Source organism: Nonomuraea sp. NPDC000554 (assembly GCF_040300065.1).
In the GTDB taxonomy this organism is placed as follows: Bacteria; Actinomycetota; Actinomycetes; order Streptosporangiales; family Streptosporangiaceae; genus Nonomuraea.
Window position 1 is genome coordinate 41,984 of record NZ_JBEPDC010000007.1, and the last position, 21,572, is coordinate 63,555.

General features: G+C 71.3%; 17 protein-coding genes. 9 read left to right on the top strand and 8 right to left on the bottom strand.

Translation table 11 applies throughout. The annotated features are described in order from the left end of the window. Nucleotides 1-302: 302 nt before the first annotated feature. The gene (locus ABT294_RS15600; protein WP_350806265.1) at nucleotides 303-1,706 is read right to left on the bottom strand and encodes a phytoene desaturase family protein; all 1,404 of its coding nucleotides are present in this window, start codon (nucleotides 1,704-1,706) and stop codon (nucleotides 303-305) included. Further along, nucleotides 1,703-2,335 (bottom strand): DUF305 domain-containing protein, encoded by a 633-nt coding sequence (locus ABT294_RS15605; protein WP_350806266.1) that lies wholly within the window; start codon nucleotides 2,333-2,335, stop codon nucleotides 1,703-1,705. The genes ABT294_RS15600 and ABT294_RS15605 overlap by 4 nt, the downstream gene beginning before the upstream one ends. Before the next feature lie 121 nt (nucleotides 2,336-2,456). Between ABT294_RS15605 and ABT294_RS15610 the strand changes: the two genes are divergently transcribed. After that, complete coding sequence (locus ABT294_RS15610) at nucleotides 2,457-3,176, top strand: thioredoxin-like domain-containing protein (RefSeq protein WP_350806267.1); 720 nt, start codon at nucleotides 2,457-2,459, stop codon at nucleotides 3,174-3,176. 1 nt (nucleotide 3,177) lies between these two features. Here the strand turns inward: ABT294_RS15610 and ald are convergent, their stop codons facing one another. Next, a complete protein-coding gene (ald, locus tag ABT294_RS15615) occupies nucleotides 3,178-4,293 on the bottom strand; it encodes an alanine dehydrogenase (RefSeq protein WP_350806268.1) in 1,116 nt (371 codons plus the stop codon). 170 nt (nucleotides 4,294-4,463) lie between these two features. Here ald and ABT294_RS15620 point away from each other — a divergent pair, with 170 nt between their 5' ends. Further along, complete coding sequence (locus ABT294_RS15620) at nucleotides 4,464-5,438, top strand: excalibur calcium-binding domain-containing protein (protein WP_350806269.1); 975 nt, start codon at nucleotides 4,464-4,466, stop codon at nucleotides 5,436-5,438. On the opposite strand, the gene ABT294_RS15625 is transcribed toward ABT294_RS15620, so the two are convergent. Genes ABT294_RS15625 through ABT294_RS15635 form a run of 3 tightly spaced genes read right to left on the bottom strand, consistent with a single transcriptional unit; the run spans nucleotide 5,431 to nucleotide 9,307 of the window. Continuing rightward, a complete protein-coding gene (locus ABT294_RS15625; protein WP_350806271.1) occupies nucleotides 5,431-6,822 on the bottom strand; it encodes an NCS2 family permease in 1,392 nt (463 codons plus the stop codon). The genes ABT294_RS15620 and ABT294_RS15625 overlap by 8 nt on opposite strands. A 52-nt stretch (nucleotides 6,823-6,874) precedes the next feature. Continuing rightward, the gene (locus ABT294_RS15630; RefSeq protein WP_350806272.1) at nucleotides 6,875-7,108 is read right to left on the bottom strand and encodes an EF-hand domain-containing protein; all 234 of its coding nucleotides are present in this window, start codon (nucleotides 7,106-7,108) and stop codon (nucleotides 6,875-6,877) included. A gap of 42 nt (nucleotides 7,109-7,150) precedes the next feature. Beyond that, nucleotides 7,151-9,307, bottom strand: a complete 2,157-nt coding sequence (locus ABT294_RS15635; protein WP_350806273.1) for a molybdopterin cofactor-binding domain-containing protein — start codon at nucleotides 9,305-9,307, stop codon at nucleotides 7,151-7,153. 310 nt (nucleotides 9,308-9,617) lie between these two features. Between ABT294_RS15635 and ABT294_RS15640 the strand changes: the two genes are divergently transcribed. Both ABT294_RS15640 and ABT294_RS15645 read left to right on the top strand, forming a co-directional pair. Further along, nucleotides 9,618-11,048 (top strand): MFS transporter, encoded by a 1,431-nt coding sequence (locus ABT294_RS15640; RefSeq protein WP_350806274.1) that lies wholly within the window; start codon nucleotides 9,618-9,620, stop codon nucleotides 11,046-11,048. A 140-nt stretch (nucleotides 11,049-11,188) separates the two neighbouring features. Then, entirely contained in the window at nucleotides 11,189-12,748 is a 1,560-nt protein-coding gene (locus ABT294_RS15645; RefSeq protein WP_350806275.1) for a PucR family transcriptional regulator, read from the top strand. A gap of 21 nt (nucleotides 12,749-12,769) precedes the next feature. Here ABT294_RS15645 and ABT294_RS15650 read toward each other — a convergent pair whose 3' ends face one another. Beyond that, nucleotides 12,770-15,619 carry an AfsR/SARP family transcriptional regulator gene (locus tag ABT294_RS15650; protein ID WP_350806277.1) on the bottom strand — a complete coding sequence of 950 codons (2,850 nt, stop codon included), beginning with the start codon at nucleotides 15,617-15,619 and terminating at the stop codon, nucleotides 12,770-12,772. 412 nt (nucleotides 15,620-16,031) lie between these two features. On the opposite strand from ABT294_RS15650, the gene ABT294_RS15655 reads away from it, so the two are divergent. The 4 genes from ABT294_RS15655 to ABT294_RS15670 all read left to right on the top strand — a co-directional run bounded on the left by ABT294_RS15655 (nucleotide 16,032) and on the right by ABT294_RS15670 (nucleotide 20,525). After that, nucleotides 16,032-17,297, top strand: coding sequence for a helix-turn-helix domain-containing protein (locus tag ABT294_RS15655; RefSeq protein WP_350806660.1), 1,266 nt, complete (start codon nucleotides 16,032-16,034; stop codon nucleotides 17,295-17,297). Between the two features lie 46 nt (nucleotides 17,298-17,343). After that, nucleotides 17,344-17,952 (top strand): copper resistance CopC family protein, encoded by a 609-nt coding sequence (locus tag ABT294_RS15660; protein WP_350806278.1) that lies wholly within the window; start codon nucleotides 17,344-17,346, stop codon nucleotides 17,950-17,952. Then, complete coding sequence (locus tag ABT294_RS15665; RefSeq protein WP_350806279.1) at nucleotides 17,949-19,931, top strand: bifunctional copper resistance protein CopD/cytochrome c oxidase assembly protein; 1,983 nt, start codon at nucleotides 17,949-17,951, stop codon at nucleotides 19,929-19,931. Before ABT294_RS15660 ends, ABT294_RS15665 begins: the two co-directional genes overlap by 4 nt. 207 nt (nucleotides 19,932-20,138) lie before the next feature. Next, on the top strand, nucleotides 20,139-20,525 hold the full coding sequence (locus ABT294_RS15670; protein ID WP_350806281.1) for a sensor histidine kinase: 387 nt from the start codon (nucleotides 20,139-20,141) through the stop codon (nucleotides 20,523-20,525). On the opposite strand, the gene map is transcribed toward ABT294_RS15670, so the two are convergent. Continuing rightward, nucleotides 20,512-21,360, bottom strand: a complete 849-nt coding sequence (map, locus tag ABT294_RS15675) for a type I methionyl aminopeptidase (RefSeq protein ID WP_350806282.1) — start codon at nucleotides 21,358-21,360, stop codon at nucleotides 20,512-20,514. The two genes, ABT294_RS15670 and map, sit on opposite strands and share 14 nt — an antisense overlap. Before the next feature lie 32 nt (nucleotides 21,361-21,392). Here map and ABT294_RS15680 point away from each other — a divergent pair, with 32 nt between their 5' ends. After that, a complete protein-coding gene (locus ABT294_RS15680) occupies nucleotides 21,393-21,569 on the top strand; it encodes a hypothetical protein (protein ID WP_350806283.1) in 177 nt (58 codons plus the stop codon). Nucleotides 21,570-21,572: the final 3 nt, after the last annotated feature.

The window sequence follows — 21,572 nt, forward strand, 5'->3', positions numbered from 1 at the left end:
GCCCTGCCGCGCGCGCGGACGCGCTGGTCACGCCCGGTCCGGCGAGAGGCAGAGCGGCGCCGCACAGGCCCGCTAAAAGAATCTTCATCCGCATGCGGCACAGGCTCCCACCCCGATGATCAGGACGTCTAGATCACGCACCAACTGTTCACGCGATGAGTTGATAGGTGTTGATCTCGCAGCCAGGTCGGGACAAATCGTTACTTTCGGCCAGTAGGAGTTGGCCGGGGCCTTCTGAGCGGCGAGGGCGCCGGCCGGTCGAGCTCCACATCCGCGCCTCGACCGGCCCCCTCCCGGGCTGACTAGCCCCGCACGGCGAGACGCGCGGCCTGCCAGCCGCCCATCCCATGGACGGCCGCGCCAGGCGGAGTCGAGGCGGAGCAGAGAAAGACGCCCGGCAGCGGGGTGCGCCACGGCGACGGCGACCAGACCGGGCGCCGGACAAACTGGCCCAGACTGGCCAGCCCGCCGCCGATGTCGCCGCCGACCAGGTTCGAGTCGAACGCCTCCAGATCGGCGGGCCCCATCGCGTGACGGGCCAGCACACGGTCGCGGAAGCCAGGGGCGAACCGCTCGATCTGCGTCTCGATCGCCCCCGTCATGTCCACGGTCGAGCCGTTCGGCACGTGGCAGTAGGCCCACAGCGTGTGCCCGCCCCTGGTCGGGTCGGCCGCGTACGGCTGGACGAGCAGCACGTACGGGCGGGGCGAGTGCCGGCCGCTCGCCATCTCGGCCTCGCTGAGCGCGATCTCCTCCAGCGTGCCGCCCAGGTGGACGGTGCCCGCCGCGGCGACGGCCGGATCCCGCCACGGGACGGGGCCGTCGAGCGCCCAGTCCAGCTTGAACACGCCCGGCCCGTAGCGGAACCGCTCCAGCCGCCGGCGGTAGCGCGGGGGAAGCTCCGCCATGGCGAGGAACTGCCTGGGCGTCACGTCCAGCACGATCGTGGGGGCGTCGAGCTCCTTGAGGCTCCGCACCTGGTGGCCGGTGACGGCCTCGCCGCCCAGCGCCCGGAACCTGGCCACCAGGGCGTCGGCCATGGCCTGCGAGCCGCCCTTGGCCAGCGGCCACCCCACCAGGTGCGCCAGCGCCGCGAGGAGCAGGCCGTACCCGCTGGTGATCGGCGCGCGGAGGTCCAGCATGGAGTGCGCGGCCATGCCCGCGAGCACCGCGCGGCCCTCGACCGTCCTGAAGGCCCGTCGGCCGAGCGTCGTGGCGGGCAGGGCCGCCGCCGTGGCGAACCTGGCCGCCGCCGCGAACGCCCGCGGGTCGGCCGGCCACGGGCCCAGCGGCTTGAGCAGCAGGTCGACCAGCGGGAACCCGGCCCGCGCCGCCGCCCCGACGGTCGCCCGCCACACGGCGGCGTCGCGCCCAAGCCCCTCGGCGGTACGCCCGGCGTCGCGGTGGACGAGCACCGCGGGACGGTCGTCGAGCGGATGCGCGGCGGCGACGGGCGGATGCGCGAACTCCACCTCAGCGAGCCCGCCGAGGCCGTCGCGGAACGCGGGGGAGGCCAGCGCCATGGCCATCACGGTCGCGCCGACGTCGTGAACCCGGCCCGGCAGGGTCAGCTCCTCGGAGCGGAGCCCGCCCCCGAACCGCCCGGCGGCCTCCAGCAGCAGCACCCTGCGCCCCGTCTGGGCCAGCAGCACGGCCGCGACGAGCCCGTTCGGGCCCGACCCCACCACGACCGCGTCGTGCGTCATCTCAGGATCGACGGATACGGCTGCGCGCCGCGCTGCCTGAGCAGTTCGGTCATCAACTTGATCTCCCCGGTCTGACCGTTGACGATCTTCTGCGCCATGCCGACCACCTCGTCGCGGTTCGACAGCTTGAGCAGTCCCTGCGCCATCTCCACCCCACCCTCATGGTGGCGGATCATCAGCTGCAGGAACAGCACCTCGGCCGCCGTGCCCTGCAGTTCCTTCAGCTTGGTCAGCTCCTGCGGCGTCGCCATCCCCGGCATCACGCCCGGCGTCGCGGCCGTGCCGCCGCCGTGCCCGTGACCGCTCATCCAGGCCATCGGCCGATCGCCGCTCACCTGGTCGAGGTTCCACTGCTGCAGCCAGCCCTGGAACATGCCGCGCTGGTTGGACTGCGTGGTGATGATGTCGTAGGCCAGGTTCCTGATGTCCTTCGACTGCGACTTGTCGCGGATGACGAAGGACATCTCGACGGCCTGCGCGTGGTGCGTGGCCATGTCGCGGGCGAACCCGGCCTCGGGCGAGGTGTCGCCGGGCGTGCCGCTCCTGCTGAACAGCAGGAAGGCCGCCGCGACAGCGACGACCAGCACCGCGAGGGCGAACAGAAGTGGTTTTCCGGGGCGCTTTTCCATGGCTCGTCAAGCGTACCCACCCCGTCGCCGAGCCGTGATCGGCGGCTTAGGTCGCTCTTATTCTCCACATACGCCCCAAGGGCATAGGGTGACCCGGAGTTGGTACGCCTATGGAGGGCCGATGACGAAGGAGAAGGCGCAGGCGCGGCGCGAGCATCTGCAGAAGATGCGGGCCGACCAGAAGCGCAAGGAGCGCCGTACCGCGGCGCTCATGTGGGGGGCGGGCGGCCTCGTCATCGTGCTCCTGGTGGGCCTGGTCGGCTTCTACCTGGTCAAGCAGGCCAGAGAGACCTCGCTCGACGCCGTCTCCTCGGCCAAGTACGAAGCCGGCCAGCACGTCTGGAACCAGGTCACCTACAAGGAGACCCCGCCCGTGGGCGGCCAGCACAACAACTACTGGCAGCAGTGCGCCGTCTACGACAAGCCGATCCACAACGAGCACGGCGTGCACTCGCTGGAGCACGGCGCCGTCTGGATCACCTACCGTCCCGACCTGCCCAAGCAGCAGGTCGACGCGCTCAAGGCGGTGGCCACCTCGACGGGCCAGCAGGACTACATGCTGGTCAGCCCGTATCCGAACCTGCCGTCGCCGGTCGTGGCCTCGACCTGGGGGCACCAGCTCAAGCTCGACAGCCCCGACGACCCGCGCCTGCCGGCCTTCATCAAGAAGTTCCAGAACGGCCCCGACACCCCTGAGCCGGGCGCCATCTGCGGCGGTCCCGACGCCATCACCACCACCGCCGACCAGGCGCCGCTCCCGCCGGAGCCGAAGAACCAGTCGCAGGTCCCGATGGAGACCATCTCCCCGTCGCCCACCCAGTCGCCGGCCCAGAAGAAGTAGGTCAGTCCAGCACGGCCTCGACGGCGATCCAGTCGAGGTCGTGCGCCTCCGCCACCGGCTCGCTGGTCAGGCGGCCGTCGTGGGTGCTCAGGCCGAGCGCGAGCGAGCCGTCCTGGCGCAGCGCGTCCTTCCAGCCGAAGTCGGCGATGGCCAGCGCGTACGGGAGCGTGACGTTGGTGAGCGCGAACGTCGAGGTGTGCGGCACCGCGCCCGGCATGTTGGCCACGCAGTAGAAGATCGAGTCGTGCACGCGGTACGTCGGGTCGGCGTGCGTGGTCGGCCGTGAGTCCTCGAAGCAGCCGCCCTGGTCGATGGAGATGTCCACCAGCACCGAGCCCGGCTTCATCCGGCTGACCAGCTCGTTGTTGACCAGCTTGGGGGCCTTCGCGCCCGGCACCAGCACCGCGCCGATCACCAGGTCGGCCTCCAGCACCGCCCGCTCGATCTCCAGCGTGTTCGAGGCGACCGTCTGGCAGTGCCCCTGGTAGATCATGTCCGCCTGGCGGAGCTTGTCGATGTTCCGGTCGAGCAGCAGCACCTCGGCCTGCATGCCCAGCGCGATGACGGCCGCGTTCATGCCGGAGACGCCCGCGCCGATCACCACCACGCGCGCCGCGTGCACACCCGACACACCGCCCATCAGCACGCCTCTGCCGTCCTGCGAACGCATCAGGTGGTACGCGCCGACCTGCGGGGCCAGCCTGCCCGCCACCTCCGACATGGGCGCGAGCAGCGGCAGCGCCCCGTCGGGCGTCTGGACGGTCTCGTAGGCGATCCCGGTGACGCCCGAGTCGAGCATGGCCCTGGTGCAGGGCGGCGAGGCGGCCAGGTGCAGGTAGGTGAACAGGATCTGGCCCTTGCGCATCCGGTGGTACTCCTCGGCCACCGGCTCCTTCACCTTGAGCACCAGGTCGGACTCGGCCCACAGCTCGTCCGCGCTGTCCACGATGAGCGCGCCCGCGGTCTGGAAGTAGCTGTCGGGAATCGCGGAGCCGACACCGGCCCCGCGCTCCACCAGGACCTGGTGACCGTGCTGCGTCAGCTCGAGGGCGCCCGCCGGGGTGAGCGCCACACGGTATTCGTGGTCCTTGAGCTCGCGTGGAACACCGACCTTCATGCCTTCACTCTCGCTTCGACGAGCGCATGGAACCATCGGCAATCTGTAATGGTTCCTCCATGCTTCTTCTCACTGTCCAGAAATGCGAAGATTATTCGGCTGATTACCTCGGTACAGTCCGTCCTCGATAGGCTCGCCGCAGCCCGAACGTCAGGATGGGGTCGCCAACGATGGAGAAGCCGGAAGAGCCGCAACCCGCGGTCCCGGGGGAGCCTCAGGCGAGCAGACTCACCACCATCGTGTTGATCGTCTCGCTCGTCCTCGTCGTGCTGGTCGCAGGCGTGCTCGGCACGGTGGCGGTGCTCATGACGCGGAGCCCCGACGCGCCGCTGCTCGGCGGCGTGCCCCCGCAGCGGCTGGCCGTGCCCATCCACTTCGCCGCCGTCCGGGAGACCAAGAAGGCGCCGTGCCCCGGCGTCGAGGCCGCTCTCGACGACAAGCAGACGACCTGCTACCTGCTGGAGGACGGCGTCACGGTCAACGCCGTGCAGCGGATCGAGCCGGTGCGGGAGAAGGACGGCACGTACTCGGTGCGCGTCGCGGTCGCGCCCGCCTTCAAGGAGCGCCTGGTGGGGCTCATCGACGAGCTGGCGCCCAAGCAGCGGCAGGTGGCCGTGGTGATCGTGCCGCGCACCGTGGTGGCCGCCCCCGTGGTGGTGCAGGGCATGGACGGCGACAGCCTGAGCATCACCGGCTTCACCAAGGAGGACGCCGACGCCTTGGCCGCCCGCCTGCTCGGCGGCGCGCCCGGCTCGGCGGCGCCCTCCACGGGAGCCCCGTCCACCCCCACGACGGGAGACCCCCAGACCGGCCTGCCACAGACGGGCGCACCCCAGACCGGCCTGCCCCAGACGGACGCACCCCAGACGGGCGGCCCGCAGACGGGCCTGCCGCAGACGGGCGGGCCACAGAACGGCACTCCGCAAAACGGCACACCACAGAACGGGTCGCCGCAGGCCGGTGCGCCGACCACCGGCCCCGTCACCCGCAGGGCCACGGGGGCCCTCGACCCCAAGTACGCCAGCTGCAAGGCGGCCAGGGCGGCGGGCGACGGCCCCTACTCCAAGGGCGTCCACCCCGAGTACGACTGGTACCCCGACGTCGACCACAACGGCGTGGCCTGCAACTCAGCCGACATCACCTAGCGACGAACAGCTCCTCCAGCGCGGTGATCCCGAAGTAGGCCAGGAAGATCGCCGAGACCACCCAGAGCAGCCAGGGGATCTCCGCGAACCTCCCGCGCGCCGCCTTGATCAGCGTGTACGAGATCAGCCCCGCGCCCACCCCGTTGGTGATCGAGTACGTGAACGGCATCAGCGCGATCGTCAGGAAGGCCGGTATCGCCAGCTCCAGGTCGACCCACGGCACGTTTCTGCTCTGCGTCATCATCAGCGCCCCCACCAGCACCAGCGCGGGCGCCGCGGCGGCCGCGGGCACCACCGCCGCCAGCGGCGTGAACAGCAACGTCAGCCCGAGCAGCGCCCCCGTCACCACGGACGCCAGCCCGGTCCTGGCCCCCTCGCCGACGCCCGCCGCCGACTCCACGAACACGGTGTTCGCCGACGCGCTCGCCGCGCCGCCCACCATCCCGGCGACGCCGTCCACGGTCAGGATCGCGCCCAGCCGCGGCACCCGTCCCAGGGAGTCGACCATCCCGGCTTCGTCGCTCACGCCGATGATCGTGCCCATCGCGTCGAAGAACCCCGACAGCACCAGCGTGAACAGCACCACGGTCGCCGTCAGCGCCCCGGCCCTGACGAATCCGCCGAACAGGTCGACCTGCCCCACCAGCCCGAAGTCCGGCGCGGAGATCAGCGACCGCGGCATCCGCGGGGTCACCACGCCCCACGCGCCGGGGCGGACCCGGCTGACCGAGTTCACCACCACCGCCAGCACCGTGGTCACGACGATGCTGATCAGGATGGCCGCGGGCGTCCTGCGCACGTACAGGACGATCATCAGCAGCAGTCCGAAGGAGAACACCGTCACCGGCCAGCCCGCCAGGTGCCCGGCCCTGCCGAGCTGCACGGGCGTGCCGGTGCCCGCCGTCACGAACCCGGCGTCCACGAACCCGATCAGCGCGATGAACAGCCCGATCCCGACGCTGATGGCGTGCTTGAGCGCCAGCGGGATCGCGTTCATGATCAGCGTGCGCAGGCCGGTCACGGCCAGCACGATGATCACTGCGCCTTCCAGCACGACCAGGCCCATCGCCTGCGCCCAGGTCATGAAGGGGGCGGCCTGGTAGGCCACCACCGCGTTCAGCCCGAGCCCGGCGGCCAGGCCGAACGGCGCGTTGCCGACGAAGGCCATGAGCAGCGTCGACACGGCCGCCGCCAGCGCCGTGGACGTGGTGAGCTGCCCGATCGTGAGCTTGGCCCCGGTGACGTCGTGCGCTCCGGCCAGGATGATCGGGTTGAGCAGGATGATGTAGGCCATGGCCATGGAAGTGGTGACGCCGCCACGCACCTCACGTCCGACGGTCGTGCCACGCTCCGACAGCTGGAAGAACCTGTCGAGCACCGCCATCCCCCTTCACGATCAGGGGGAATGCCGGTGCCCTACCCGGCGGGCGAGATGATCACGCCTTCTCGTGCCTGCCGCCGCCCACGAGCGCGACGAACTCCTCCAGCCCGATGCGGCCGTCGCCGTCGCCGTCGGCCGCGCTGATGAACTGCTCGATCTCGGCGTCACCGGCGCCGCTGCCGCCCAGGGCCTGGTTGGCCTGCCTGATCTCGTCGGCGGTCAGCAGGCCGTCGCCGTCGGCGTCGAACCGCTCGAACTCCGCCCTGGCCGCGTCACGCGCGTCTGTCATCGGATCCCTCCCCATAGCGGGGCCCGCTGTGAGCCCCCGCAATCAGACCAAGGCGATATCTTCGGGTCTGATCGGAACGCGAGTCAACCGCAGCCCGGTGGCCGCCCGCACCGCCGCCGCGATGGCGGGCGTCGAGGAGAGGGTGGGCGGCTCGCCCGCGCCGCGCAGCCCGTACGGTGCGGCCGGGTCCGGATTTTCCAGGATTTTCATCGCCATGGGTGGCATGTCGAGGATCGTGGGGATCAGGTAGTCGGTGAAGGACGGGTTCAGCACCTGCCCGTCACGGATCTGGATCTCCTCCATCAGCGCCAGCCCGAGCCCCTGCGCCGAGCCGCCGTGGATCTGGCCTTCCAGCGCCTGCGGGTTGAGCACCCGGCCGACGTCCTGCACCGCCGCCAGCTCGACCACCTTGACCAGGCCCAGCTCCACGTCCACGTCCACCACCGCGCGGTGCACGCAGAGCGCGAGCTGCGTGTGCGAGTCGCCCTGCCCGGTCTCCGGATGCATCGGGTACGTGGGCCGGTGCCGGAACTCCCTGGTCTCCTCGATCGGCCCGAGCTTCTCCAGCGCCTCCCTGGCGGGCAGCCCCTCGAAGCGCGCCCGCACGGCCTCGCAGGCCGCCTTCACCGCGCCGCCCGTCACGTACGACTGCCGGGACGCCGACGACGACCCCGCCGACCCCACCGCGGTGTCGGCCGTCGCCACCGTCACGTCGTGGACGCCCAGCTCGGTGCGGGCGATCTGGGCCTGCAACGTCACCAGGCCCTGCCCCACCTCGGCGGCGGCGGTGTGCACGGTGACGTGCGGCTCGCCGCCGATCAGCTCCGCCCGCACCCTGGCCGTCGAGTAGTCGTCGAAGCCCTCGGAGAAGCAGATGTTCTTGATGCCCACCCCGTACCCGACGCCGCGGCGCACCGACTCGCCGTGAGTGGTCTGCGACACGCCCCCCGGCAGCGCCCGCAGGTCCTGCCCGGCGGGAGGCGGCAGCGGGAACGACTCCAGCTCGCGCAGCATGCCGGCGAGCGGCGCGGGCGAGTCGATCACCTGCCCGGTGATCAGGGACGAGCCCTGCGAGACGGCGTTGCGCACCCGGATCTCGACGGGCGACAGGCCGCACGCCTCCGCCAGGCGGTCCATCTGCGACTCGTAGGCGAAGCACGCCTGCACCGCGCCGAAGCCGCGCATCGCGCCGCACGGCGGGTTGTTGGTGTAGACGCCGGTCGCCACCACCTCGACGTTCGGCACCTCGTAGGGGCCGACGCCCAGTGAGGCCGCGTTGCCGACCACGGCGGGGGAGGTGGAGCAGTACGCGCCGCCGTCGAGCAGGATGTCGGCCTTGACGTAGACGAGCCTGCCGTCGCGGGTCGCGCCGTGCTCGTACCGCATCCGGGCCGGATGGCGGTGCACGTGGCCGAAGAACGACTCCTCCCGTCCGTACACGATCTTGACGGGACGGTCCAGGCGCAGCGCCAGCATGCAGGCGTGGACCTGCATCGACAGGTCCTCGCGGGCGCCGAACGCGCCGCCCACGCCCGACAGCGTGAGCCGGACCTTCTCCGGCGGCAGGCCGAGGCAGGGGGCGAGCTGGTCGCGGTCCACGTGCAGCCACTGGGTGGCGATGTACAGGTCCACGCCGCCGTCCTCGGCGGGCACGGCCAGCCCGGACTCGGGGCCGAGGAAGGCCTGGTCCTGCATGCCGACCTCGTACTCGCCGGTCACGACGACGTCGGCGACGAACGTGTCGCCCCGCCGCACCGGCTGACGCCGCACGAAGGTCCGCGACTCACGGGGGTCCGTCACCGCGTCCCGCGGCTCGTACTCCACCACGATCGCGGCGGCGGCCCTGCGCGCCGTCTCCGGATGGTCCGCCGCCACCAGCGCCACCGGCTCGCCCTGGTAACGGACCTGGTCGATGGCGAGCACCGGCTGATCCCTGAGATCCAGACCGTAGAACTTCTCGCCCGGCACGTCCTCGTGCGTGAGCACGGTCAGCACGCCGGGCATCGCGAGCGCGGGCCCCACGTCGATCGACCTGATCCACGCCGACGCGTGCGGGCTGCGCAGCGTCACACCCCACACCATGCCGTCAAGCCACAGATCGGACGCGTACGCGAACTCACCCGTCACCTTCAGGGTGGCGTCGGGCCGCCGCGCGCTCTCGCCGACGCCCTGCCGCGTCACGTTCGCCGTCTCGGTCATCTTCCGAGTAGAGCACCGCAGCCCGGGCGTCTCCTATGCGTGGAAGGTGAAATCACTACCAGGTCTTCACGGCCGGACTTCGTACCTTCCTCCAAGCCTGAAACGCGGTGAATGCTCCGCCTTTACCCGCGACGCGCGCGGCCGGAATCGCGCCCGCTGGGCATCGTTCGTGGCCGCACTCTTGACGCCGCCAGGAAGGCGGCGTACGCACATCGGCGGGGCCCATCGGCGAAATCGGAGGGAACATGGACGAACGGGGAGCGCTGCGAGATGAGAGTCGCCACGACCAGGTTCTGAAGAGCGAGACCCGATGACGGCCCCCCGCCCGGAGACGACCGGCGGTTACCAGCGAATACGCGACCGGCGGCTCATCTCGTGGCTGGCCGGCGAGTTCGTCTCCCATTTCGGGGACCAGTTCTTCTACGTCGCCGTGTCGGTGATGGCGGCCAAGGCCGGCGGGGCGGGCGCGCTGGCGGTCATCATCAGCGTGGGCATGCTGCCGAGGCTCGTCCTCATGCTGCCCGGCGGGGCGCTGGTCGACCGGCTCGACCCGCGTCGCGTCATGATCTGGAGTGACGCCGTCCGCGTCGGGCTCGCGGCCGGCATCGCGCTCTATGCCGCCCTCGGCAGGCCGAGCGTCCCGGTCCTGCTCGGGTTCATGCTCCTGTTCAGCGTCGTCGGCTCGGTGTTCGATCCCGCCTCGAACGCGATACCCGTGTACGCGGTCCGGACCGAGGACCTCTCGCGCCTGCAGGGGATCAGAACCATGCTGCTGCGCATCTCGATCATCGCGGGAGCGCCCGCGGGCGGACTGGTCGTCGGGCTCGGCGGAGCACCTCTGGCGTTCGGCTTCGACGCGGTCAGCTTCGCCTTCGGCGCGGTGGCGGTCGCGGCGCTGAGAACGCGCAAACCGCCTGCCCCGCCCGCGCCGGCCGTGCACGCCGTGGGTGGCGGGGAGGCCGGGAGCATCGAGAACGCCGCGGATGGCGGGGATACCGGGAACATCGGGAACGCCGCGGTTGGGGGTGACGCCGCGAGCGCTGCGGACGGCGTCGGGAAGGCGAAGGCCGGAATCCTGCGCGAGACCGTGGAAGGGCTGCGCTACACCGCCCGCACGCCCTTGCTGCTGGCAGTGGTCCTGGTGCTGGCCGGCGCGGAGTTCGCGGTGACGGGTCCTGTCAGCGTGGGCATCCCCGTGCTGGCGCTGGAACGCGGCTGGGGCCCTCCCGGCTACGGTCTCGTCCTCGGCTGCTTCGGGGCCGGGGCACTGGTGGGGCCGCTGACGATCTCCTTCGTGGGCGGCAGGCTGGGGCGGATCGGCACGCCTGCGCTGGTGGCAACGGCGATCGGCTGCCTGTTCCTCGCCGTCGTGGCCGTCACCCCGGCGCTCGCCGTCGCCTGCGTCGCGGCCGCGTGCATGGGGCTGGCGGTCAACTTCCTGTCCGCTGTGCTCATCCCCATGCTGCAGATCAACGCGGACCCGGCCTACCTGGGGAGGGTCATGAGCACGCTGAGCTTCGGATTCACCGGGCTGGTACCGGTGTCCACGGCTCTCACGGGGGTCCTGATAGCGGCGTGGGGGATCAGCGCGACCATCACCGCCGGGGCCGCGACCGCGGCGCTGGTCGCGCTGGCGGGCCTCACGAGCCGCCAGCTGAGGCACGCCACGATCATCGGCTCCGGCCAGACGAAAGGCGCCCCCGTAGCAGAACGCCTCCCGACGGAACCACAGGAGGGCTGACAGACCCCGCATACCGGCCCAGAAGCGGCCGGACGTGGAGGCCACGACGGGAGGCGTGGCGGATGGCAGGGCGTGCGCGACGGGAGGCGGGGCGGGCGCGGTCAGACGTTGGGCGGAAGCGGGATTGTATATTCCTCCAAGTGCGCATCGTTGACCTGCTGGCCGTCGAGGAGCTGGGTCTGAGGCTGCTCACCGGCGATTCCGAGCGCGAGTTCGGCACCGTCCACATCACCGACCTGCCCGAGCCTGGGCGCTACCTGTCAGGCGGCGAGCTGGTGCTGACGGGTCTCATGTGGCGGCACTCGTCCGCCGACTCGGCCCGCTTCGTGACCGCCCTGGTCGAGGCCGGGGTGGCGGGGGTCGGCGCGGGCCAGGCGTGGCTCGGGCACGTCCCGGACGACCTGGTCGAAGCCTGCCAGGCGGCCGGGCTGCCGCTGCTGGAGGTCCCCACCGAGGTCTCCTTCCGCACGCTCGCGGAGTTCGCGGCGCCGCGCCTGTCCGGTGACGTCCGCGACGCGCTCGGACGTCACCGCAGGCTGGTCGCCGCCGTCGCCGAGGGGACCGACCTGCCCGAGCTGTTCGAGCTGACCGCCGCCGAGCTGGGCGTCAGGGGCGCGGTCGTGTCGGCGTCCGGGCAGATGGTCGTGGGCGCCGTGCCGGATCCGGCGGCGCTGGCGCGGGCGTACCTGACCGCGCCGCGGCTGCCCTGCCTCGTGGGGGAGCACACGATCTTCGGTGTCGGACGCGGCCACCGGGCCGCCGGCTGGGTGCTGGCCTGCGAGGGCGACCTGCTCGGCCGGGCGGACCTCGGCTACGAGCTGGCCGCCTCCGTCGCGCTGGAACGCAGCCGGATGGAGGAGGGGCGGCGCGTCGAGCGGCGGCTGGCCGAGCAGCTCGTCGCGGCCACGCTAGCCGGCTCGGACGCCGCCGACCTCACCGCCAGGCTTCGCACCTGCGGGATCGAGGGCGTGGAGCCGTACGCGATCGTGAACGTCGCCGCGTCCGGCACCGGCGACCAGCGCGCCCCCGACCCGGCGACGCTCGGCGGCCAGATCGTGGAGGAGCTGCTGGGACGCGAGGTGGTCGCGGCGGTGCTCCCGGCCGCTCCCGCCGGCGGTGCCCGGGAGGCCGATCGGCTCAGTGGGGGCGGTGCTGCGGGAGTGGGCGGTGGTGCGGTCGCGGTGGTGCCGCTGCGGGGGCGGAGCGTCGGCGAGCTGGCCGCGCGGCTGCGGGCCGGCGCGGAGACGCTCTCGGCGCTCCCGGACGTCCGTCTCTGCGTCGGGCTCAGCGGCGCGCTGACCGGCGCCGCGGCCCTGAGGGGTGGCGTCGAGGAGGCCGGGCACGCCCGCCGCCTGGCGGAAGCTCGTGGCGGCGCCGTGGTGACCAGCGACGAGATCTACACGCACGCGTTGCTGCTGGCCACGGTCCCCGGCGACATCCGCCGCTCCTTCACCGATCGCCTGCTCACCCCGCTGCTGGACTACGACCGCCGCCACCAGTCCGACCTGGTCCTCACCCTGGGCACCTTCCTGGACTGCGCGGGTTCGTGGAACGCGTGCGCCGAGCGGCTGCACGTGCACGTGAACACCGTCCGGTACCGCATCCGGCGCGTGGAGGAACTCACCGGACGGAACCTGTCGGGAATGGCGGACAGGGTGGATTTCTTCCTGGCCCTCAGAGGCGCCGCCCCTCCACGATGACCAAGTGGCGGCAGCCACCTCTCACGCGGGTGCCGAGCGTATGCCCATGTCGAGAGCTTCTTGCTCGTGCAGAGCCTGCTCGAGCCAGTAGGCGCTGCCCATGCCACTGGCGAGCGAGACAGCCTGGGAAAGGCGCTCCCGCGCCTCGCCCAACCGGCCGAGCAGCCGATGGGCTCGCACCAGAAGCACGAGGCACCCGACCTCCGCGGTCTTCGTCTTGCTGTCGTGGGCAAGCGCCAGGGCACCCTCGAGGAGCGCCCTGGCCCTGTCCAGTTCTCCCAGGTCGAGCAGCACCCTCCCGAGCTTGATGCAGACATGGGCCTCCTGCATGGCGTCACCCGCGCTCCGCGCCATCGCCGCCGCCTCCGCGAGAGCGGCCGCGGCCTCGGTCAGGCGGCCGAGCCCCTCGTACGCGGAACCGAGCATCAGCAGGGCGAACCGTTCGCCGACGCCGGAGGAGATCTCCCGGGCGATCTCGCGCTGTGCGAGCGCGTTGCGCAGCACGTCGTCGAACTGGTTCCACTTGGCGTAGGTGGCAGCCAGGTTGCCATGCGCGCGCTGCACGTTGAACCGGTCGCCCAGGCGCCGGGCCAGGGTCAGGTGCTGCTCGGCGTGGTGCACGGCCTGCGCCAGGCTTCCCTTGAAATACCTGCCGACCCCGATATGGGCGTGGGCGTGCATCCTGATGCCGTCATCGTCGAGACGGTCTCCCACGGACATGACCTGTGCCCCCAAGGAGATCAGATCGGCGACGCGGTAAGCCTTCTGCTGATACCACATCATCGCGAACACGATCTCCGTGCCCAGCCGTGCGACCACTTCATCCGGGTCGGCCATGGCCTGCGAGGCGGCCGCGAGCAGCGTCGGCTCGTTCCGGGTGAGCCAGTCGTAGGCCGCGTCGGGGCTTTCGAAGCGCCGGCCTGGCACCTCGACCCGAAGGCGGAAAGAGTGCACCCGGTGGGGATCGCTGATCTCCACTGCCGCCCGGGCGGAGGCCACGTAATACGAGAGCACGCGGGTCAGCGGGGCGATCCTCTCGCCGGCAGGCGTCAGCTCGCCGGCGAAGAGCCTGACGAGATCGTGGAGGTGGTAGCGCCCCGGCACGCCGCGCTCCAGGAGGTGGGCGTCGCTCAGTCGCTCAAGGGCGCGTTCGGCCTCCGGCACCGAGGAGTCGAACAGCGAGGACGCCGCCTCGGTGGTGACGTCCGGCACGTGCAGGAGCCCGAGCAGCGCCAGCATGCGCGCGGCCAGCCGGTCGGCCGGTCGTGCGCTGCCGTTGAGCGCGTTCCAGCTCGCCGCCAGGCTGGACCGGACGGCGAGTTCCCCCGCCTCCAACTCGTGGAGCCGCCCCCGTTCGTCGCTGAGCCTCCGGACGAGCGCTCCCACGCTCCAGTCCGGACGGCTGGCCAGGCGGGCCCCCGCGATCCGCAGGGCCAGGGGAAGGCCGTCGCACAGCCGGACCAGCCGGGTGGCCTCAGGGAGATCGGCGGAGACGCGGCCCGCACCGGCGAGCCCGGCCAGCATGGCGGTGGCCTCGGCGTCCGGCAGCGGGCCGAGCTGGAGCTGGACGCAGTCGTCGCCCGCGATGAGGGACTCGCGGCTCGTCACGAGCAGCGCCGTGCCGAAGGGCGCCGACAGGAAGGGCCGGACCTGCGTCAGATCGGCGGCGTCGTCCAGCAGGATGAGCAGGCGCTTGTCGTGCAGCCTGCTCCGCCACAGCGCGGCCGCCTCGTCGGCCTCGGCGGGGATGGCGTCGTCCGGCGTGCCGATGCCGCGGAGCAACCGGCTGAGGATGTCGTGCGACGAGAGCCGGGCGACGTTCGGCGTGCCGCCGCGGAGGTTGACGTACAGCTGCCCGCCCGGAAAGCGCTCCTTCACCATGTGCGCGACGTGGACGGCCAGCGCCGACTTGCCGACGCCCGGCGGCCCGGAGATCACCACGAACGGATGCGGCGGGCCGTCGCCCTCCGGCACCAGCAGGGCCTTCAGGCGCGCGCTCTCGTCCGCCCGGCCGACGAAGCCGATGAGGTCGCGGGGCAGCTGCCGGGGAACGGGCGGGGCCGGCACCGCGTCGCCGCCCGTGCCGGACAGGACGAGCTGATGCGCCCTGCGCAGCCCGTCGCCCGGGTCCACGCCGAGCTCCTCGGACAGGAGGCGCCGGGTCTCCTCGAAGACCGCCAGCGCTTCCGCCTGCCGGCCGCATCCGTACAGAGCGAGCATGAGCAGCTCGCGGGGGCGTTCCCTGAAGGGGTGATGGCGGCTCAGGTCCTGGAGGCCGGTGAGCGCCTCCTGCGGGCGGCCGAGCCGGATGAGGGCGTCGGCCCGGTCCTCGGCCGCGGTCAGGCGAAGCTCTTCCAGGCGGGCGCGCTCCCTCTCGGCGAAAGGGCCTGGCACGCCGCTGAGCGCCGGACCGCGCCACAACGCGAGAGCCTGGTGGAGGTGGCGTAACGCGGCGACATGGTCGCCGACTCTCCCCGCCTCGCCGGCCGCGTCGAGGCGCTCGGCGAAGACGCGGGAGTCGACCTGACCGGGATCGACCTGTAATCGGTAGCCGCCTGCCGCGCCGATCAGCAACGTCGACGGCTCTCGCCGTCCACGGCCGGGTTCGAGGACGCGCCTCAAACCGGCGACATAGGTGTAGACACTCTGTTCGGCGCTGGCAGGCGGCGCCTCGCCCCACAGGCCTTCGATCAACTGGCTCATGGTGACGACTCGCCCCGCGCGGGTGGCGAGCATCACCAGGACGGCCTGCTGGCGCGGCGACCCCAGATCGACCTCGTCGTCGTCCAGGGCGCCGGCCACCGGCCCCAGGAGGCGGAGAGTCAGGCCCGCGGCCGGTACGTCTCTCGCATGATCACGGTGGGGAGCCACTCAGGCAGCTTAGTCATCGTCACCACGACGTGAAGGGCCTGTAGATCAAATGTAGACAGGCCCGGTACCGTCCGAGTCTCTCCGGAAGAAAGGGGGGTTGTTTCCGTCGGGCCAGGGGAGACCGTGCCCGTTGCATGGAGACCTCAACTCCACACTGGCGGGCGCCTGCGCCAGGACCCCTGTCTTTCAACCGGCGGCGATGGTCAGCAGCAGGCTGGAGTATCGAACGCAATTTGGAGAGGCGAATCCGCGTTTGCGGCCGTAGCATTGCCTCCAACGGTCGTAACGACCGCAATCAAGGCAGCAAGTGCGGACAGGGCAATACGCGTAAACATGGGGTTCTCCCTCGACTAATCGTGTTGCTCGGGCGCAATCATCTCAGGGAGCGGCAGCTGTGACCACATCTGACCTGGTGGGACTCCGAATCAAGACGGTCAGGCGACAGCGCGGCCTATCTCAGGCGCAGCTCGCGCACCCTGAATTGTCTGACAGTTACGTCTCCTTGATCGAGAGTGGCAAGCGTACCCCCACCCCGGCCGTGCTGGAGCTCCTGGCCCAGAAGCTCGACTGTTCGCTCTCCTATCTCGTGAACGGCGTGACCGCCGAGCAGATGGAGAACATCGAGCTCGCGCTCGGCTACGCGCGGCTGGCGCTGGAGAACGGAGAGATCTCCGAGGCGCGTACCCGCTTCGCTGAGCTGCTGGCCGACAACAACCTGACAGGTCTCACCAGGCTCCGTCAAGATACGGAATTCGGCTTGGCCCTGGCTACGGAGGCGGCAGGCGACCTCGACGAGGCGATCTCCATCCTCACCCGGCTGCGCGAGGAGGAGAACACGCCGGAGCGCGAGATCGAGCAGGCCATCGCGCTGTGCCGGGTCTACCGCGACAGCGACAGGCTCACGGAAGCGGTGGAAGTCGGAGAGCGGCTCCTGCGCGGCCCGTCCCGCCCGGCCTGGACGGACCTGCTCGTCGAGCTGGGCGCCACGCTCCTGTCCGCCTACCTCTTCCGCGGCGACCTGCTCAGGGCCAGGCAGTTCGCCGCCGAGCTGCTGAACGCCGCCGACATGCTCGGCACGCCCAGGTCGATCGTCGCCGCCTGCTGGAACGCCGCGTTGGTGGCCGAGAGCACCGGGCACGGCGAGGAGGCGCTCGCCTTCGCCGAGCGCGCCCTGGCCGTGCAGTCCGAGACCGGCCAGCCGCGCAACCTGGCACGCATGCGGAACGCGTTCGGCACGCTGCTGCTGCGGGTGCGTCCCCACCAGGCGCGGGAAGCGCGCGACATCATGCAGCGGGCCGCGGAGGAACTGGCGCAGACCTCGGCGAGCACGACCGACCTCGCCCGGTGCCAGGTGGAGATGGCCCGAGCCGAGATCATCCTGGGCCAGCCCGACAAGGCCATCGGCCACGTCCAGGCCGGGCGGCGGGTCCTTCCGGGCAACGTGCGCGCTCTCGGCGCCGAGGCCGACCTGCTGATCAGTCGTGCGCACGCGGCCCTGGGCGACCACGCCGTGGCCGGGCTGCACGCGCACTCGGTGCGCGACAGGCTCACGCCGCTGCCCGACTCCCGGCGGGTCGCCAGCACCTGGTACGCCGCCGCCGAGACCATGGAGCAGCTCGGTGACGTCGACGGCGCGGTCGAGGCCTATCAGCGAGCGCTGGCCTGCACGGGGCTGTAGCGCGGAGTCGGGACCGGGTGACGGCGTCGGTAGCCTTGGGGATGTCATGAAGAGATCCCCGCTCGCGGTCCTGACCGCGCTTCTCGCCGCCCTGCTCGTGCTCGGCACCGCCGGGCCCGCGCTGGCGCACGACTCGCTCAAGAGCAGCGACCCGGCCAAGGGCGCCACGGTCGGGAGCCTCGACCGGGTCAGGCTCGAGTTCAGCTCGAAGGTGCGCATGCCGTTCGTGATCGTGCGCGGCGCAGGCGACCAGACCGAGCACCAGCTCGGCCGGCCCGCCCTCGACGGCGCCGTGGTCACCCAGGACCTGAAGGGCGAGCTGCCCAGCGGGAAGTACACGATCGCCTACCGCGTCGTCTCCTCCGACGGCCACCCCATCGAGGGCGAGATCCCCTTCAAGGTCGAGGGCCCGACACCAGGCCCCACAGCCGGCCGGCCCGCCGAGGCCACGGCTTCCAGCCGGCCCGTCCCGAGTCAGGTCTCCACGGCTTCCGCTCAGCCGCTCCCGAACCAGGTCAGCTCTGCTCCCGCGACCCCGCTGGCGGCGGAGGGAGGCGGTTCGGCGTCGTTCCCCGTCTGGCTGCTGATCGTCGTCGGCGCGCTCGTCGGCGTCGGCATCGGCTTCCTGCTCAGCGTGCGAGGTAAGAAGTCGTGACCAGGGCCGCGCGTCTCGCGTTCGCTGCGGCGGCGGCCGCGCTCGTCGCGCTGGTGGTCGCCATGGTCGCCGGCGGCTCGGCGTTCCCGCGGATCATCCCCGGCCTGCCCGACGCGGGGGCGCTCACCCGGTGGGCGCTGCCGGCGTCGAAGCTACTCTCCGACGCGGCCGGGGTGGTCACCGTCGGGCTGCTGCTCGCCGCCGCCTTCCTGCTGCCGAACGACAAGGGCATGCTCGGCAAGAGCGCCCTCGGCTACGTCAAGGCCGCCTCCTGGAGCGCGCTCGGCTGGGCCGGCGCGGCCGTCGCCACGATCGTCTTCGAGACGTCCGAGACCTGGGCCAGGCCGATCACCGAGCTGGGCGGCGACGGCAACTACCTGACCGGCTTCGCCACCCAGACCAGCCAGGGCATCGCGCTCACGCTGGTGGTGCTGTTCGGAGTGGCGATCGCGCTGTTCTCGCGCGGCGCCATCACCGCCGGAACCTCGGCGGGGCTGCTGGTGTTCGCCCTGGTGACGGTGCTGCCGCCCGCGCTCACCGGTCACTCGTCGTCCTCGCCCAACCACGACCTGGCCACCTCGGGCCTGTCGCTGCACCTCGTCGCGGTCGTGCTGTGGGTCGGCGGCCTCGGCGTGCTCACCCTGCACGCCGTGCGCGGCCAGCCGCAGCTCGCGATCGCCGCCGCCCGGTTCTCCCGGATGGCGATCTGGTGCTTCGTCGTGGTGGGCCTGTCCGGGGTGTTCAGCGTCCTGGCCCGGCTCTCCGACATCACCCAGCTCTGGACGACCGCGTACGGGGTGCTGCTCGTCGCCAAGACCGTCGCGTTCGTGCTGCTCGGCTACGCGGGCTGGTGGCACAGGCAGCGCACGCTGAGCGGCCTCCAGGCGGGCAAGCCGGGCGCGTTCACCCGGATGGCGATCGGCGAGCTGCTGGTCATGTCCGCCACCGTGGGCCTCGCGGTCGCGCTGTCGCGCACCAAGCCACCGGACGTCTCACTGCCCGCCGACCGGGCCTTCGAGCTGCTCGGTTTCCCGATGCCGCCGCCGATCTCGATGGCCAACCTGGTGTCGATGTGGTGGTTCGACCTGTTCTTCGCGATGGTGGCCGCCGTCCTGGCCTGGCTCTACGGGGCCGGGGTGGTCAGGCTGCTGCGGCGCGGCGACCGCTGGCCGTGGGGCCGCACGGCCGCCTGGTTCGTCGGGGTCGCGGTGCTGGTCGTCGCCACCCAGAGCGGCCTGTCCCGGTACGCCAAGGTCATGTTCGACGTCCACATGGTGGAGCACATGACGCTCTCCATGATCGTCCCGATCTTCCTGGTGCTGGGCGCGCCCGTCACGCTCGCGCTGCGCGCGCTCAAGCCGGCCGTCAGGCGCGGCGACAGGGGGCCGCGCGAGTGGCTCACCACGATCCTGCACAGCAGGTTCGTCCGGGTCGTCGGGCATCCGGGCATCGCCACCGCGATCTTCATCGCCTCGACGTACGCGCTGTACTTCACGCCGCTGTTCGCCTCGGCCATGGAGGAGCATCTCGGGCACATCTGGATGACCCTTCACTTCCTGATCAGCGGGTCGCTGTTCTTCTGGGTCATCGTCGGCGTCGACCCGGCGCCGCACAAGCTGCCGTACGTGGGCAGGCTGCTGACCCTCTTCGTCACCATGCCGTTCCACGCGTTCTTCGGCATCGCGCTGATGATGACCGGCACGGTGATCGCGTCCAGCTGGTACGAGCAGCTCAACCGTCCCTGGGGCGGGTCGCTGCTGGAGGAGCAGCAGAACGGCGGCGCGATCGCGTGGGGCTTCGGCGAGATCCCGACCCTGATCGTGCTGCTGGCGATCGCCGCGCAGTGGTACCAGGACGAGGACAGAAAGGCCAGGCGGGAGGACCGCAAGGCCGACCGCAGCCCCGCCGGCAAGTCGGAACTCGACGCCTACAACGCCTATCTCGCCCGGCTCAACCGCATGGACGAAGGCGCCGAGTAGCCGTTCGGCCATGGCCTTCTATCTTCGCTCCACGAGGTCAGAGCCCGGCGGCTAGGCTAGCTCACAGGGGATAGGGGCATCACTCCATCAGGTGTATGCGCGGACCTTGAGGGGGGTTGCGCATCGCAGAGGGAAGCGTCGGCTTGGGGACCGGCGCGTGCTCGCGGTGCTCGGGAAGGCGACATTCAGTTGGCGGAAGAGACGCGCATGCGCGGGGGACGAAGTCTGGCCGAGGCGCTGGAGAGCTGCCTCGCGGAGTGGTCGGAACGCACGGGCATCGCCGTCGAGATCTGGGCCCTGCCCGCCACCGACGTGCCGCAGCGGATAGCGCGCGGCGTGCTGGCCACCGTCGGCGAGGCGCTGTCGAACGTGGAGGCGCACAGCGGCGCCGCCACGGTGTCGGTCGCGGTCACTGTGGGCCGCTCCGGCCTGCGGCTGACCATCAGCGACCACGGCCGGGGGTTCACGAGCAAGCCGGGCCGGGGCATCGCGCGGATGCGGGCGACCTTCGCCGAACTGGGCGGCAACCTGTCGGTGACCAGCGTGCGCGGTGAGGGCACGACGGTCACCGGTGTGCTGCCTAAGGGAGGGTGAGGATCTCGCTGCCGGTGTCGGTCACCACGATCGTGTGCTCGAACTGGGCGGTGCGCTTGCGGTCCTTGGTCACGGCGGTCCACTTGTCGGGCCAGATGTCGTACTCGATCGTGCCGAGCGTCAGCATCGGCTCGATCGTGAACGTCATGCCTTGCACCAGCTCGACGCGGAGCGACGGGTCGTCGTAGTGCGGCACCATCAGCCCGGAGTGGAACGAGGTGCCGATGCCGTGGCCGGTGAAGTCGCGCACCACGCCGTAGCCGAACCGCTTGGCGTACGCCTCGATGACCCGGCCGACCACGTTGAGCTGCCTGCCCGGCGCCACCGCCTTGATCGCCCGCATCATCGCCTCGCGGGTGCGCTCGACCAGCAGCCGCGACTCCTCGTCGACCTCGCCCACCAGGAAGGTCGCGTCGGTGTCGCCGTGGACGCCGCCGATGAAGGCGGTGATGTCGACGTTGACGATGTCGCCGTCGCGCAGCACGGTGTCGTCGGGGATGCCGTGGCAGATCACCTCGTTGATCGAGGTGCACAGCGACTTGGGGTAGCCCTTGTACCCGAGCGTGCTCGGGTACGCGCCGTGGCCGATGAGGAACTCGTGGCCGATCCGGTCGAGCTCGTCGGTGGTGACGCCCGGCCTGACGTGCCTGCCGACCTCTTCGAGGGCCTGGGCGGCGATCCGGCCCGCCACGCGCATCCGCTCGATCGTCTCGGGGGTCTTCACGTCGGGCTCGCCGGTCTTGGGCCGCTTCTTGCCGACGTACTCCGGCCGCTCGATGTGGGCGGGAACCTTCCTGATGGGCGAAACTCGCCCTGGCTGGAGCAGTGTCGTCATGAAACACGAGTCTACGGGGCAGAATTGACCCCGTGAGCGATGGCCAGTGGTGGTTCTGCCTCAAGCACATGCGAGTGGAGCCCGACGAGGGGTGCCCCAACAAGGACCGGATGGGTCCTTACCAGACCGAGCAGGAGGCCGCCGGCGCGCTGCAACGCGCCGCCGACCGTAACAAGGCGTGGGAAGAAGCCGACCAGGACGACGACTGACGG